Below are 14,420 nucleotides of genomic sequence, written 5' to 3' on the forward strand. Positions count from 1 at the left end.
GCCGGTAAAACTGGCATACTAGTCAGAAGTCGGGCAGAGGCAAGGCGAGAAGGCGGCGATTTATAGGATGCGCCTGTCCCGTCAGACTTTCCGCAGCGCGATCACCGCGTTCAGCCCGCCGAAGGCAAAGGCATTGGACAGAACCGCGCCGACTTTGGCTTGCCGTGCCTCATTCGGGACGACATCCAGTGCACATTCGGGGTCCGGCTCTTCATAGCCGATGGTCGGAGCGATCACGCCATCGCGTAGGGCCATGATGCAGGCCAGCAGTTCGACCGCACCCGTGCCACCTATCAGATGCCCGTGCATGGATTTGGTCGAGGACATCATCAGTTGATCCGCATGATGGCCGAATGCATGCGCGACTGCGGCGCATTCGGTTTTATCGTTCGCCGCCGTGCCGGTGCCATGCGCGTTGATATAGCCGATTTCTTCGGGGCGAAGCTGGGCGTCCTGCATCGCACCTGTGATCGTGCGCTCTGCCCCGATGGCCGAGGGCATCACGATATCCTGCGCATCCGCCGACATGGAAAAACCGACAACCTCGGCCAGAATATCGGCTCCGCGCGCGACGGCATGCTCCCAGTCCTCGAATACGAAGACGCCAGCGCCCTCGCCCTGGACCATTCCGTTACGCGTGGCCGAGAATGGGCGGCAGGCGTCCTTGGACATGACGCGCAGCCCCTCCCACGCCTTGACGCCGCCGAAGCAAAGCATGGCTTCCGATCCACCGGTCAACATGACGGTCGCCGCGCCCGAGCGCACCATGTTGAAGGCCATCCCCATCGCGTGGTTCGAACTGGCGCAGGCTGTCGCAACCGTGAAGCTTGGCCCCATCAGCCCGTATTCCATACTCAGATGCGAGGCGGCTGCATTGTTCATCAACCGTGGCACGACGAAGGGGTGAACGCGGTTCTTCCCCTCTTCGTAGACGGTCCGGTAATTTTCATCCCATGTGTTCATGCCGCCAGCAGCGGTGCCCAGCACGACGCCGGAACGGATGCCCAACTCGCCTTCGAAAATCAGTCCGGATTGATCGACGGCCTCGCGGGCTGCAAGCAAGGTGAACTGGGTGAACTTATCGTAAAGGACGATCTGCTGGCGGTTGAAATAGGTTTCGGCGTTCCAGTCGCGGACCTGCCCGCCTATACGGACGGCCAGACGTTCGACATCGCGGAAATCCAGCTCTCCGATACCGCAGCGGCCCTCGCGCATGGCCTCGAAGGTGGAAGGCACGTCGCGCCCCAGCGCGTTGATCGTCCCCATTCCGGTAATGGCCACGCGCCGCATGCCGTTGGCGTGCCGCCCCATAATGACACGACCCAGCATGGTCCGCGCCCGAGACGTCGCTGATTTGACCTTTCCGGTGACCTTCTCGGACTTGCGCTGCGACTTTTCCGGCTTATCGCCCTTGTTCTTCTTGGCGTTCATACCTTTTCAGCAACCAGCTTTTCGACCGCTGCAATGATGGAACCAAGGGTGGAAATATCAAAATCCGAGCTTTCCGGCTCGTTCGCATTGAAGGGGACCGAGATGTCGAATTCCTCCTCGATGGCAAAGATCGATTCGACCAATCCCATGCTGTCGATGCCGATATCTTGCGGTGACATCTCGGACTTCAACTCTGCCGGCTCCAGCATCGCCTGATCGGCAATGATCTTGAGGATGCGGTCATGGACATCTGACATCTCGGTCTCCCATCTAGCCCTATTCGTCGCTGCGACCGCCTTCTTCTAGGTCGTCGCCAGAGCGCTTCTCCATCAGTTTCTTAACAGTTTCACGAAGCTCTGCCACTTGCGAGTAAAGTCTTGGCAACCTGCGGATGTTTTTCTGCGCTTCGACATGGGTTTCCATCTTCACCGCCGGACTACCCAGCAAGACGCGACCCGCAGGGGCGTTGGTGAATATCTTCGTTGCGCCGCCCGCAATCACGTCGTCACCGACAAAGATATTGTCCGAGACGCCGACCTGTCCGCCCAGAACCACGCGGTTGCCGATTCTGGTCGAGCCGGCGATGCCGACCAGACCGCACAGCATGGTGTCCTCGCCGACGATGCAATTATGTCCGACCTGCACGAGGTTGTCGATTTTCGTACCGCGCCCGATCCGTGTCGCGCGCATGGTGCCACGGTCGATGGTGCTGTTCGCGCCGACCTCGACATCGTCGCCGATCTCGACTCCGCCAAGCGAGTGGATGCGGGTCCAGTGCTGTTCTCGGATTTCGCTGCGTTCGCCCAAGGACTCGCGGATTTCCTCGACGCCGGATTTCTCAGGCGTAACGAACGAGAAACCATCCGCGCCGATTGAAACGCCGGGATGCAGGATGACACGATGGCCGATCGTGACCTCATGCGCGATCCGGACGCCCGGATGCAGCATGACCTGATCGCCGATAACGGTATCGCGGCCAATACTGACATGTGAAGCGATCCGCGCGCCCGCGCCCAACTTCACCCTTGCGCCAATCGCGACAAACGGACCGATGGCCGCATCGTCGGGTATTTCGGCAGTGGGATCGATAACAGCCGACGGATGGATGCCCGCTGCGATCTCGGGGCCACGGTCGAAAGCCTTGGTCAGACCGGCCATGGCGACGCGCGGCCGCTTCACCAGAACTGCGGCTTTGAGGCCAAGCGCCTCTGGATCGGTCCCTTCGGCAAGGATGGCCATGTCACCCGGAGCCAGTTTCTGGGTATAGGCAGCGGATGTCGCAAGCGAGATCTGCCCTTCGCCAGCCATTCCGGCTTCGGCAGCACCAAGGATGGCAAGACTGCCATCCCCCCACAAACGGGCGTCGAGCGCCCGTGCCAGTTCAGCGATGGTGAGTGTCATCTGTCTCCCCTTTGTTGGGGATGATCTAGTTGCCCTGCCCGCCAGTTTCCAGTCCGCTGTCCAGACCCGCCTTGACCAGGGCGGCATAAACCGCCGCGTCGCGACCATAGATATCGGGGTAGCGGCGGATCTTGCCGTTCTCGTCGGGGAAGGCGGTGAAATAGACGAGATGGACCGGAAGCGGGTGAGTCAGGTTCAGATAGGATTCGCGACCCGAGGCCAACGCCTTCGAGAATCTGGCCTCGGGGTTCGCGAATTGTCCCTTCAATAGCTCGTTTGCCAGATCCAGCGGACGCCCGACTCGGATACAGCCATGCGAGTAGGCGCGGCGCGTTTCATTGAACAGATGCTTGGTCGGTGTGTCGTGCAGATAGATGTTCCACGGATTGGGGAACAGGAATTTCACCACCCCCAAAGCATTGTCATCACTGGACTTCTGCCGCATCCGGTAAGGGAAATTCGAGGCGGTATACCTGCCGAAATCGATCTGGCTGCGGGGGATGATATTGCCCGCCCGATCCACCACGTCGATATGGCTTACCGCGTTTCGGTTCGCTTGCAGGCGCGGCAAGTATTCCTTCACCGTGATCGAGCGCGGCACATTCCATCGCGGGTTTGCCACCACATGTTTCATATTTTCCGAGAATTCGGGCGTCTCGTGGGTATCCTCGTCCTTGCCGATCACGACTTTGGTCGAAAAGACGGTCTCGCCATTCTCGCGGATCGTCGCGGTATAGCTGGGCAAGTTCACCCAAACATGACGTGCGTTCATGTCATAGCCATGCATCCAGCGCATCCGCTCAAGAGCGATCAGGATGCCTTTGGCCTCCGGTCCGATGCCGCGGTTCATCCGCGCCACGGTATGGGGTCCGGCAACGCCATCCGCGTGTAGTCCGGACGCGTCCTGAAATTCGGCGACCGACTGGCCGAGCGCCGCATCGAAAACCGACATATCCCCCGTCGGGCGAGCCGGGAAACCAATCGCGGCTAGACGCTCGCGCAGTAACAGGACGCCCTCCCCTTCGCTGCCTTCACGCCACGTCCCGTTCGGAACCTTCGGCGTGCCGACCGGTGCTGCCAAGCGAGACATCCCGTGCAGGGCCTGTTGAAGCGCAAGATAGTCCTTATCGTGCGGCGCGAGATCGGCCAGCCACGCCGCCGGATCGGGTGCGGCAACGAACTCTCGCATCATCTCGCCCGTCGGCTTCCGGTGGACGGCACGCTTGATCCCTGACGAGACCTTGCGCGGATCAAGCACGCCACCGGTCAGATCCTGCGTCCAGCGCGCGAAGCTGCGGGCAAAGGCAAGCTCGGCTTGCAACGACGCGCCGCCTTCACCGTCCAGTTCCAGCAACCTCGCCGGGTTATAGCGCGACGGCGGCAGACCGTGGCTGCTTGCGGTCTCGATCGCATTAATCAGGGCATTCCGCCGAATTGCGGCTTCGGGACCAGAGAAAATCCGCTTCAACCCGTTCGAACCGTAAAAATCGGCCAATCCGGGCGATCCGGCAACAGCGCGGGCCAAAGCCATCTCATCATCGGAAAAAATCAGCCGAGGCGCAGGAAGCGCCGCCAACGAGGCGGCCTCAAGTCCCTGCGCGTGAGCGGCGGCAGGAAGACCCGCCCCGCTGAATGCCACAAGCCCAACCACAACCAAAGAGCGAATCAAACGCGAGCCCATGATCACAAAAATTCCCGTTTCCTTGTACGGATTCTGTGCCATCCCCTGCCCGAGAGGTCCAGAAGCCGTGACAGTTTTGCCGCGCTGTGATGCACCCAAGGCACGGCCTTCCACAATCTTGACCTGACGGTTCCGGTTTCACTTTCCAGTAGGCGGATTTTTGCCGAGATTGGCAATTGTTCGCTGTAGCGGGAATCAATTGCTTTCCTCGGATCACCGGCTGGTGACATATTGTTAATCAGTTCCGTACTAAATCGGGACAGCCGGCCAGCGCCGGAAACAACAAACGAAGCAGGACAGGCGATCTGACATGACGTTTGAAACTATCTCGCGTCGCGGCATCCTTGGTGCGTTCGCGGCGACGACGGTGGCAGCAGCGCCGGTTATGGCCAATGCCTTCGGTCTGATACGCGGTGCCGGCGACATTCGCCGCATTCGCATGTATTCGGGGCGGACGGGTGAAAGCATCGACACGGTTTATTGGGTCGATGGCAAATATATCCGCGATGCACTGAATGAAATCAATGTGTTCATGCGCGATTGGCGCACGGGCCAGGTGATCGGGATCGACCCGCGCACCGTTGACGTTGCCGCTGCCTCGCACAGGCTGCTGCAAACCAATGAACCCTACATGATGCTGTCGGGCTATCGCTCGCCCAAGACCAATGCGATGCTTCGCTCGCACTCGTCCGGCGTGGCCAGAAACTCGCTTCATATGGTAGGCAAGGCTGCCGACCTTCGGCTGAAGTCGCGCTCGGTCGCCCAGATGTACCGTGCGGCTGCCTCCTGCGGTGCGGGTGGTGTCGGCAAATATTCGCGCTCGAACTTTGTGCATATGGATTGCGGTCCAGTGCGTCATTGGGGCGCCTAAGCCACGCATTATCACTTTCGCGTGACCACGCTAAGACCCGCCCTTTTGGGGGCGGGTTTTTGCGTTTCAGGCCATCGCGACACCTGGTTCAACGCAAACGTGGCGGTGCGTTCGGATCTCGCCGCGGGGGCTGTTCAGGGGCTTCGGGTGCCGGCGGTTCCAGAATCAATGCAACCGACGGATGTGTCTGGTCCGAGAAGGCAATATCGGTTCCACCGTCAACTTCCGGCAGAAAGGCCAGCAATTCGGCAAAGGCCTTTGCCAATGCCGGACGACGGGTTTCCTCGACATTTTTCAGGATCAGGCTGTGGTTCGATCGCCCATTTGCCCAAACGGTCGCCACAAGGGCTGCGGATTCGACAAGCCCGACCATGTCGCCCAGTCTGATCGATAGGGGTTCAGCCAAGGCCTCGACCACTTCTGGTCGCGGCGGCTGGATCGAAACCGGCGCTTCATCAGGCGCAATTGCCGGCTCGGCCTGCAAAGCCTCGGTGAGCCAAGCCAGCATGTCGGCACTTAGAAGCATCTCGGACGGCTGGCCGGGATTGACGAGCAGCCCCTGCCCTTCGGCCGCCAAAGCCGAGGCCAATATCCTTCCGGGCAGCGCGACATAAGCAACAGGTCCACCGATGAAGTCGGCCAAGCGATCCTCGGCGTCACAGGCCAGCGCGACCGGACCATCGGGCAATGCGTGAATTTTCAGTTCGGCCCGATCATGGGCGGGTTCCTCGACCAAGGCCGCGAAAAGTTCGGTATCGGCCAGCCGCGAGAGGATGCGCGCACGTTGCGCCGGCATGGCTTCATGGAAGGGGATCGGGCAAAGCAAGTCCAGCGGAGTCATCGGCCTCTCTCAGAATATCGTCGATGGCCTGGCGTAGCGCGGGCACAAGCTCGGCTTCGAACCAGGGATTGCGTTTCAGCCAGCGGGTATTGCGCCACGACGGATGAGGCAAGGGAAAGATGCGCGGTGCATGGTCGCGCCACGCCGCGACTGTTGCTGTCACGCCCTGCGATGCGGCTTTTCCAAGGTGCCAGCGCTGCGCATGACCGCCGACCAATAGAACCAGATCCGGCTGCAACTGTTGCATCACGGTGGCGCGCCAGGTCGCTGCGCAAATCGGCGGAGGCGGCAGGTCGGCCCCCTTCGCGTCATACCCCGGAAAACAGAAGGCCATCGGGACGATAGCGATGCGCGCCATATCGTAGAACGCCGGCTCGGAAACGCCCATCCATTCGCGCAATCTATCACCCGAGCGATCAGCGAACGGCCGGCCCGCCAGATGCACCCGCATCCCCGGCGCTTGTCCGGCGATCAGGATACGCGCGCCGGGCCGGAACCAGACGACTGGGTTGGGCGCGTGCGCCGTCGCAGTCGCCGCAAAGCGCGTGGTGCAAAGTCGGCAGGCGCTTATTTCCTCGAGAAGATCCATGTCCAGCTAGATAAGTAGCATTGGTTGCGCAACGAAGCCCCTTCAGGTCACGAAATGGCAAGCAATCCGCTGGCATGGTGGACAGTGACGTCGCTGCAGAATAATGTTCCGTTCGCACCCTTTGGTTGACGAAACTGAGCGGGGTGGACACCCACTGAGGAAATGCCACGCATGTCCGCCAAGACAGCGCAGGCTGGCATCGAGGTCGCCGGATGATTGAGTTCGACAATGTTTCCAAATCATTCTGGACGGGAACACAGCGTAAAGTAATTTTGGATAGGGCCTCGTTCAGGATCGAACTGGGCCACTCGATCGGCATCCTTGCGCCAAACGGAACCGGCAAGACGACGCTCATCAACATGATGTGCGGTTTGGAAAAGCCCGACGAGGGAAAGATCCGCATCGATTGCAGGGTCTCGTTCCCGCTGGGCTTCATGGGCGGGATCACCCCCAAGCTCAGCGCCAACGAAAACTGCCGTTACATCGCGCGCCTATACGGTCTTGACCCCGACTATGTTGAGGCATTTTGTCGCTGGATGACCGATATCAACGAATATTTCGATATGCCGGTCGGCACTTATAGCTCGGGCATGAGGTCACGTTTCACGTTCTCGCTGTTGCTGGCGCTTGAATTCGACGTCTACCTCATTGATGAGGGCATGCCTGCGACGACGGATGTCGCTTTCAACCGCAGGGCGGGATCGGTGCTGTTCGAGCGACTGAAATCCTCAACGGTGGTCGTTGTGTCGCATCAGGCGGCAACGATCGAGAAATTCTGCAACTCGGCCTGCGTTTTGCGCGATGGCAAGCTGTATCAGTTCGAAACGCTCGAAGAGGCAAAGCAATACTATGACTACTCTGCCTAAGGCGCGCCTCTATCGGATCAGCCGCGACGAGTCCGTTCTTGCGGTCAAAAGGGAATCAGATGCGGTGAAAACCGCGCGGAAGGTACAGGTCGAATTGAACAAGCGTAACGATATGGCCGAAGGGGAGAATGACCCCTCAAAGCTTTTCATGGCCGAGGACGACGGGTTCGGCGATATGCGCTTTCCGGGCGCCACCGAAGCAACGTCGCCGAATGTCCCGCATGACATGCAGGAGCGTATCGAGGCGGTGCAGGCCGAGAACCTGACCCAACGCCAATTGCGCATGGCCCGCAGGATCGCGGCCATGCACGAAATCGACGTCGACTCGGATTACGAAGCGGTCGTCTTGTTGCGCGATAAAGGCATAGACCCGTTCCATCGCGGCGCAGTCGGGCAAATCCTTTCCGAGGAAGGGGCGCGGGTCCAGCAGAATGGCGATCAAGCGGGCCTGCCCGTTCCTGCCAAGAAATCGAACCTGCCCCGTAAGCGCGGTTCCGAAATCGTGCCAATCGGGCCGAACTCGTCCAAGGCGCCATCACGTGAAGCCATGACCGAGGACAAGCGTGCCGCCGAGATCATCAAGATCCAGAAGGACATCGCCCGCCGCCGTCGCCGCAAGTTGACGATGTTGGCCGCGCGGCTGATCGCATTCGTGGGCATTCCGACGATCATTGCGGGTTACTACTACTTCAACATGGCGACGCCGCTTTACGCGACCAACTCGCAATTCCAGATCCAGCAGGCGGACCAAAGCGCGGCAAGCGGTTTGGGCGGATTGTTCAGCGGCACGCAGCTTGCGACCAATACCGATTCCGTTTCGGTCCAAAGCTATCTGATGTCGCGTGACGCAATGCTGCGGCTGGATCGCGAACTTGGCTTCAAGGCGGCGTTCCAGAGCGAGCAGGTCGATCCCATCCTTCGCCTCGCGCCCGATGCGACCAACGAGCAGACCTATAAGCTGTACAGCAAATCCGTGAAGATCGGTTACGACCCGACCGAGGGCGTGATAAACATGGAAGTCATCGCCCCCGAGCCGATGCTCAGCCAGCAATTCTCGACCGCGTTGATCAAATACGCCGAAGGCCAGGTCGACCAGATGACCTCGCGGCTGCGTGACGACCAGATGAAGGGGTCGATCGAAAGCTACAACGAGGCCGAGGAGAAGGTGAAAGACGCCCAGCTTCATGTGCAGGAGCTACAGGAAAAGCTTGGCGTGCTTGATCCGATGGCGGAAAGCAGCGTCGTCATGGGCCATGTCGCTGAGCTGGAACGTCAGCTGGCGGACAAGCGGCTTGAACTGGGCCAGCTTCAGTCCAACGCCTCTCCGAACCGCAGCCGCGTGCAGGGTGTCAAAGGCGACATCTCGCGGCTTGAGCAAATGCTGGCCGAGACCCGCTCGCAACTGACCGAAGGCAGCGAGGCCCGCGGCTCGCTTGCGACGATCTCAGGGCAGATCCGCATCGCGGAATCCGATCTGGCGACCCGTCAGGAACTGCTGGCCACCGCTGCCGCCCAGATGGAGACCGCGCGGATCGAAGCCAACAAGCAGGTCCGCTATCTTTCTCTCTCGGTTGCCCCCGTCGCCCCTGACGAGGCAACCTATCCCAAAGCTTTCCAGAACACGATCGTGGCCTTCCTGATCTTCTCGGGCGTCTATCTGATGCTTTCGCTGACAGCCTCGATCCTGCGTGAACAGGTATCCTCATGACCCATGTACAAACCGGCAATGTAACCTTCGGAAATGACTTGCCTCTTGGCGTGATCGCAGGGCCGTGCCAGTTGGAGACGCTCGATCATGCCCTGATGATCGCCGAGACCATGGCCAAGGCTTGCGAACAGGCCGGCGCTGGCTTTGTTTTCAAGGCCAGTTATGACAAGGCCAACCGCACCTCGCTTTCAGGCAAGCGCGGCGTCGGGATGGAGGAAGGACTGCGCATGCTTGAAGAAGTGCGCAAGCAATTCGGCTGCCCGGTCCTGACCGATGTGCATGATATAGATCAGGCCCGCGCTGCTGGGGCTGTGGTCGATATCATCCAGATCCCCGCCTTCCTGTGCCGTCAGACCGATCTGCTGATCGCCGCAGGCGAAACCGGCGCGGTGGTCAACATCAAGAAGGGCCAGTTCCTTGCCCCTTGGGATATGCCGAACGTCGCGCAAAAAGTCGCATCGACCGGAAACGAACGGATCATGCTGACCGAGCGTGGCGCAAGCTTTGGCTACAACACCCTTGTGGCCGACATGCGCAGCCTGCCCATCATGGCACGGACCGGCTATCCCGTGATCATGGACGCGACACACTCCGTGCAGCAACCGGGCGGACAGGGAGGTTCGTCGGGCGGTCAGCGTGAATTTGCGCCGGTCATGGCCCGTGCGGCTGTATCGCTTGGCGTTGCCGGAGTCTTCATCGAGACCCATCAGGACCCCGACAACGCGCCTTCTGACGGGCCGAATATGATCCCTCTGGATCAGATGCCGGCTTTGCTGAATTCGCTGATGCGCTTTGACGCGCTGGCGAAATCGGATCCGGTGATGGGCTGAATCAAGCCTCGGCTGCGGCGATGGATTTCGCCGCAGCATGGGCCGAAGCCCAAGCCCATTGGAAATTGTAGCCCCCGAGCCAGCCAGTCACATCGACGACCTCTCCGATGAAATACAGCCCCGCTTGATTGCGGGCCTGCATCGTACGGGCGTCCAGATCCCGCGTATCGACGCCGCCCAGAGTAACCTCTGCCGTGCGCCATCCCTCAGACCCGACAGGTCGCAACCGCCATCGATTGACACGTTCCGCAATCCGGTCAAGCTTCGGGTTTGCCTGATCCGCCAATCGCGCACCGGAAAACCCCAACTCCTCCGTAATCGCGTCCGCCAGTCGGGACGGCAGGTAGCGCGCAAGAGCCGTTGATACCGCCTGACGCCCGTTCTGGCCGCGCATGTCGCGCATTGCGGCAGCAATGTCCTGATCCGGCGCAAGATCGACCGTGATCTCATCCCCGGGCTTCCAGAAACTGGAGATCTGCAGAATGGCCGGTCCAGACAAGCCACGATGGGTGAACAGCAGGCCGTCGCGGAACCGGGTCGCTGACCGCCCCTGCCCGTGGCTTACCACCGCATCGACCGCGACGCCGGCCAAGGGGCGGCACAAATCCAGATCCTGAGTTGCAAATGTCAGCGGCACGAGCCCTGCACGCGGCTCGATTATTCGCAGACCGAATTGCTCGGCCAGTTCATAACCCAATCCCGTAGCGCCCATCTTGGGAATGGAGCGCCCTCCGGCCGCAACGACCAGATTGCGGGCGGAAACCACACCCCTGCTCGTCCGCACCAGATAACCGCTATCGCTCGCCTCGACAGATTGGACAGCCGTTTCAAGCCACAATTCCGCACCGCGCATCCTGTGCAGAAGCATATCGATGATCTGGCGCGCACTGTCGTCGCAGAATAATTGACCAAGCGTTTTCTCGTGCCAGGCAATGCCCGCGCGATTGACCATCTCGACGAAATCCTGAGGGCTGAACCCCGACAAGGCCGATGCGCAGAATCGCGGGTTCTGCGACAAGAACCTTTCGCGATTCGCGGCAAGGTTGGTGAAATTACAGCGTCCACCACCGGAAATACGAATTTTCTCGCCCGCTGCCCGGGCGTGATCCAGCACAAGAACCCGCTGTTCTTGCCCCTTTCCAGCAGCTTGAATGATCGACCCGGCACAGAATAGGCCAGCGGCGCCTGCGCCAATTACCAATGTATCCACGTGTTCCATGCGAGGCGCTTAACGGCAGCGAAAGTTCTCCACAAGAAATTTCCGTGTGGCCCTTGCGCCCTTCCGACGCCTTGGCTAGATACCCGCTCACAGAGTTGGGGCGTGGCCAAGTGGTAAGGCAACGGTTTTTGGTACCGTGTACCGTAGGTTCGAATCCTACCGCCCCAGCCAGATTTTTTCTGTTCTCCGTCAAATCATTAGCTCACAGATCTGTGATCGCAGGTGATTATCCCTTTGATCCGGCGGTTGGTCGAAATTTCGGTACCCCTGCCCCCGCTTCGCGACCAATGCAAGTGATACGCATAGGACAATGCTGATCCTTACTCATGGAATTCGTCCGCATTTGCGCTCAGGTAACACAGTTCCGAGATACAATCGGGCGGTTCGGCATTGACGGACCGATCTGTTATCGCTGGCCAAACTAAAATGGCGTAACGGTCATAGACCATCTGAACGGAATCTGCTGTCCATGAGTGGTCTTTACAGCGCGACGACCACAGAGGCAGGCCGGTCGCGGCCCTTGCCGACCTCAAGATACGAGCCTGCGTCCCCGAACAGTCGCCTAAGAGGTCAGCAAACTCCCTCGACGGATCGTCAGAAGTGACGCCGAGTTTGATCCTTGCGCGAATAGTGCGCGCCAACCGGAACAGGGGCGTCCGCAGTTAAGTTACACCTGACTGACCTGCCTCGGTTCTGTTCCGGTCAGGTGCTCTCGTATTAAGCGGCCTTATCTTCTAAGGCGAAAGGTGACGTCCAACACTAGGTCGAATGCCTTCGGCTTCTTAGCGCGATACGAACCGCAACCCGCTTGAACTCGACGCTGTGTAACGCTTCCGTGTCCGTCGAACGCAAGGTTCAGCCCTCTGAAGGACAAGGTGCAAGGAATATCCATTCAAAGTGAAGAAACGCTGTTCGATCATCAACTCGAACTATTTGGGCGCATGAGGCAAACGTCGGTAAGGGCGCTAAAGTAGTTGGCGAAAGAACCTGGCATGACAAACTGGATTATTAGTTTGTTTGCACTTGTAACCCATTGCGTTGTTAGCTAGATACCCGCTCACAGAGTTGGGGCGTGGCCAAGTGGTAAGGCAACGGTTTTTGGTACCGTGTACCGTAGGTTCGAATCCTACCGCCCCAGCCAACTCTTTTTACTTATAATTCAAGCAGTTAACGTAGACATGCTGATCGCATGTGTTACAGTTCCGTGTGTGTAACACATGGGGCAAGTTGGCGACTCTCCCACCAGCAGAAAGGGCGAAGCTTTCGCCCCGCCCATCCCATTTTCACCAACTAACAAAGTTCTAGGTGCCACGCGACTGTAAGGAGTCTGTCGCCGCACCATGACGGGGTTTGGCTGGTTAGGCCGCGCACTCACCGTCTAATCGCAGCGCGGTTTGCTCTCCTGATCCTGCATCCACTCGGCGTAGTGCAGATCGTTCAGTGTCTGACGACGCGCCAGTTCCGCCTTCAGCACGCGCAGTTCCAGCCGGACGGCTTTCACTTCAGTCTTGGCGGCCTTCAGTTCCGCGTTGAGGCGTGCAACTTCGTTGTCGTATTCCATCGCATCAGCCGACAGCCGATGCACCTGTTCCTTCCAACACGTTGAAGAGCCGTAGCGCTTCACAAGGTCTTTCAGCATGTGGTTCAGAGCTATTATGCAGCCGCCTTTGCACGCAGCTTCCTGTTGAGCTCATCCACATCAGTGCGGGCTTCTTCAATCATCTCCCGAACAGTGCGCATAAAGTTCGCGCCGGGTGTCTCACTGCGGATTGTGACCTTGACCAAGTTCTCGCCATACAGATGACAGGCCATCACCCTGCCCTCGGAGGTAGTCAGATATACCTCCACTTTGGAGTAGATCGCGTCAGGTTCGTCGATATCTTCGATACAGAAATCCGGTTGGTCACAGATACCGGTTTCGGTGTTGATTTCACCCTGAACCTCGGCCAGCCAAGGGTAAAAAGCGTCAGTGTTCATCATGATCGTAACCGGCGTTGCTGCCGTGGGCGCGATCATGGTAACATTCTTCGTCATTGCGATTTCCTTCTATATCGCAGTTTCAAACGACAGGGGGCGGGCTTCCACGGTCTGCAAACTAAGTTGCCCGTCCCACTGTCGGAGACTGTTCAGCCCGTCACCCTCCACTGCGTGAAGGCCCTGCGGACCTGCTTGTCTAGCTGGTCCAGCATCTTGTTGAGGCGGATGGCCTCTGTCAGCGCCGCATTCTTCTTTGCCGGGTCTGACAGGTCGGAAGCCTCAATTTCGGCAAGTCGGGCTTTAATCTCGGTGCGCTTGTAGTCGTTGACGTGGTGCGCAAGATCGTTCGCCGCGTCGATCAGACTGCCTATGATGACCTCTGCCCGACCAACCGATCGCTCAGCATAGAACGGGTTCATAGGCTGCCCGTGCGCATCGCGTTCTGGGTCAATCATGTAATGTTCCGGGCCACGATCATCGGGGAACTCGGGCGTTTGAAAGCCCGCATTTCCAAGGCAGAAGTCAAACTCAGAATCCGAAAGCTCTTGCTCATTGAAATATTCGAAGAACGGTTTTCGAAATACCGAAGATGCTTCTAGGTTTGCCTCTGCCTTTCGCTGCTTCACTCGTTTCCGATACTCACGCTGACTTTCGGCGGGCGTCTTAGCCATCTGCACCTCCTTTCATGTTATGCAAGTTTCTTAACACTATCGCGTTAAGGTGTGCTGCAAAAGGTACGGCGGTCACGAAATCGTGATTGGGCCGCCAGCGCCACAACCTCCGCACCCTCACGGCATCCCTCGGGCAACAAAGGTGGTCGCACGAATTCGGATCGGGGGCTAAGCTTTAGCGCCTGAGGAAGAATGACCGGAAATGACGAAACGCAGACGCTATTCTGCAGAGTTCAGGGCGAAGGTGGCTCTTGAGGCCATCCGCGGGGAACTGACGACGGCCGGGTTGGCCAAGAAGTTGAACGGCGAACGCCACCGGTTCGGGAGAGCCGTTC

At 59.1% G+C, this 14,420-nt stretch carries 15 protein-coding genes and 2 tRNA genes; 7 read left to right on the forward strand and 10 right to left on the reverse strand.

Going from position 1 to position 14,420, the window contains the following annotated elements; genetic code table 11:
• Positions 1–81: 81 nt before the first annotated feature.
• From GL286_RS16530 to GL286_RS16545, 4 genes are all read right to left on the reverse strand, one after another.
• Positions 82–1,290, reverse strand: coding sequence for a beta-ketoacyl-[acyl-carrier-protein] synthase family protein (locus tag GL286_RS16530; RefSeq protein ID WP_155096700.1), 1,209 nt, complete (start codon positions 1,288–1,290; stop codon positions 82–84).
• Positions 1,291–1,427: 137 nt separating this feature from the next.
• The gene (locus tag GL286_RS16535; protein WP_155096685.1) at positions 1,428–1,688 is read right to left on the reverse strand and encodes an acyl carrier protein; all 261 of its coding nucleotides are present in this window, start codon (positions 1,686–1,688) and stop codon (positions 1,428–1,430) included.
• Positions 1,689–1,707: 19 nt separating this feature from the next.
• Positions 1,708–2,832, reverse strand: a complete 1,125-nt coding sequence (locus GL286_RS16540; RefSeq protein ID WP_155096686.1) for a UDP-3-O-(3-hydroxymyristoyl)glucosamine N-acyltransferase — start codon at positions 2,830–2,832, stop codon at positions 1,708–1,710.
• Between the two features lie 25 nt (positions 2,833–2,857).
• Positions 2,858–4,555 carry a L,D-transpeptidase family protein gene (locus GL286_RS16545; protein ID WP_246184991.1) on the reverse strand — a complete coding sequence of 566 codons (1,698 nt, stop codon included), beginning with the start codon at positions 4,553–4,555 and terminating at the stop codon, positions 2,858–2,860.
• 268 nt (positions 4,556–4,823) lie between these two features.
• Between GL286_RS16545 and mepK the strand changes: the two genes are divergently transcribed.
• Entirely contained in the window at positions 4,824–5,384 is a 561-nt protein-coding gene (gene mepK / locus GL286_RS16550; RefSeq protein ID WP_155096687.1) for a peptidoglycan L,D-endopeptidase MepK, read from the forward strand.
• An 88-nt stretch (positions 5,385–5,472) separates the two neighbouring features.
• On the opposite strand, the gene GL286_RS16555 is transcribed toward mepK, so the two are convergent.
• Positions 5,473–6,225, reverse strand: a complete 753-nt coding sequence (locus GL286_RS16555; protein ID WP_155096688.1) for an SseB family protein — start codon at positions 6,223–6,225, stop codon at positions 5,473–5,475.
• Positions 6,185–6,814 (reverse strand): uracil-DNA glycosylase family protein, encoded by a 630-nt coding sequence (locus GL286_RS16560; RefSeq protein ID WP_155096689.1) that lies wholly within the window; start codon positions 6,812–6,814, stop codon positions 6,185–6,187. Before GL286_RS16560 ends, GL286_RS16555 begins: the two co-directional genes overlap by 41 nt.
• A 212-nt stretch (positions 6,815–7,026) precedes the next feature.
• Between GL286_RS16560 and GL286_RS16565 the strand changes: the two genes are divergently transcribed.
• The 3 genes from GL286_RS16565 to kdsA all read left to right on the forward strand — a co-directional run bounded on the left by GL286_RS16565 (position 7,027) and on the right by kdsA (position 10,218).
• A complete protein-coding gene (locus GL286_RS16565; protein ID WP_155096690.1) occupies positions 7,027–7,680 on the forward strand; it encodes an ABC transporter ATP-binding protein in 654 nt (217 codons plus the stop codon).
• A gap of 64 nt (positions 7,681–7,744) precedes the next feature.
• Positions 7,745–9,388, forward strand: coding sequence for a KpsE/RkpR family capsule polysaccharide export protein (locus GL286_RS16570; RefSeq protein WP_343038917.1), 1,644 nt, complete (start codon positions 7,745–7,747; stop codon positions 9,386–9,388).
• The gene (gene kdsA, locus GL286_RS16575) at positions 9,385–10,218 is read left to right on the forward strand and encodes a 3-deoxy-8-phosphooctulonate synthase (protein ID WP_155096692.1); all 834 of its coding nucleotides are present in this window, start codon (positions 9,385–9,387) and stop codon (positions 10,216–10,218) included. Before GL286_RS16570 ends, kdsA begins: the two co-directional genes overlap by 4 nt.
• A 1-nt stretch (position 10,219) precedes the next feature.
• Here kdsA and GL286_RS16580 read toward each other — a convergent pair whose 3' ends face one another.
• Complete coding sequence (locus tag GL286_RS16580; protein ID WP_155096693.1) at positions 10,220–11,437, reverse strand: BaiN/RdsA family NAD(P)/FAD-dependent oxidoreductase; 1,218 nt, start codon at positions 11,435–11,437, stop codon at positions 10,220–10,222.
• Positions 11,438–11,533: 96 nt separating this feature from the next.
• Here GL286_RS16580 and GL286_RS16585 point away from each other — a divergent pair.
• Positions 11,534–11,608: transfer RNA gene (locus tag GL286_RS16585), tRNA-Gln, on the forward strand.
• Between the two features lie 895 nt (positions 11,609–12,503).
• Positions 12,504–12,578, forward strand: a tRNA-Gln gene (locus GL286_RS16590).
• A 237-nt stretch (positions 12,579–12,815) separates the two neighbouring features.
• On the opposite strand, the gene GL286_RS16595 is transcribed toward GL286_RS16590, so the two are convergent.
• The 3 genes from GL286_RS16595 to GL286_RS16605 all read right to left on the reverse strand — a co-directional run bounded on the left by GL286_RS16595 (position 12,816) and on the right by GL286_RS16605 (position 14,085).
• Positions 12,816–13,076 (reverse strand): hypothetical protein, encoded by a 261-nt coding sequence (locus tag GL286_RS16595; RefSeq protein ID WP_155096694.1) that lies wholly within the window; start codon positions 13,074–13,076, stop codon positions 12,816–12,818.
• Positions 13,077–13,090: 14 nt separating this feature from the next.
• The gene (locus GL286_RS16600; protein ID WP_155096695.1) at positions 13,091–13,471 is read right to left on the reverse strand and encodes a hypothetical protein; all 381 of its coding nucleotides are present in this window, start codon (positions 13,469–13,471) and stop codon (positions 13,091–13,093) included.
• A gap of 92 nt (positions 13,472–13,563) precedes the next feature.
• A complete protein-coding gene (locus GL286_RS16605) occupies positions 13,564–14,085 on the reverse strand; it encodes a hypothetical protein (RefSeq protein ID WP_155096696.1) in 522 nt (173 codons plus the stop codon).
• 202 nt (positions 14,086–14,287) lie between these two features.
• Here GL286_RS16605 and GL286_RS23025 point away from each other — a divergent pair.
• Positions 14,288–14,420, forward strand: a 133-nt coding sequence (locus tag GL286_RS23025; RefSeq protein WP_484555875.1) for a transposase, incomplete at its 3' end; no start/stop codon positions are given.

This window comes from Paracoccus aestuariivivens (genome assembly GCF_009711225.1).
GTDB lineage: Bacteria > Pseudomonadota > Alphaproteobacteria > Rhodobacterales > Rhodobacteraceae > Paracoccus > Paracoccus aestuariivivens.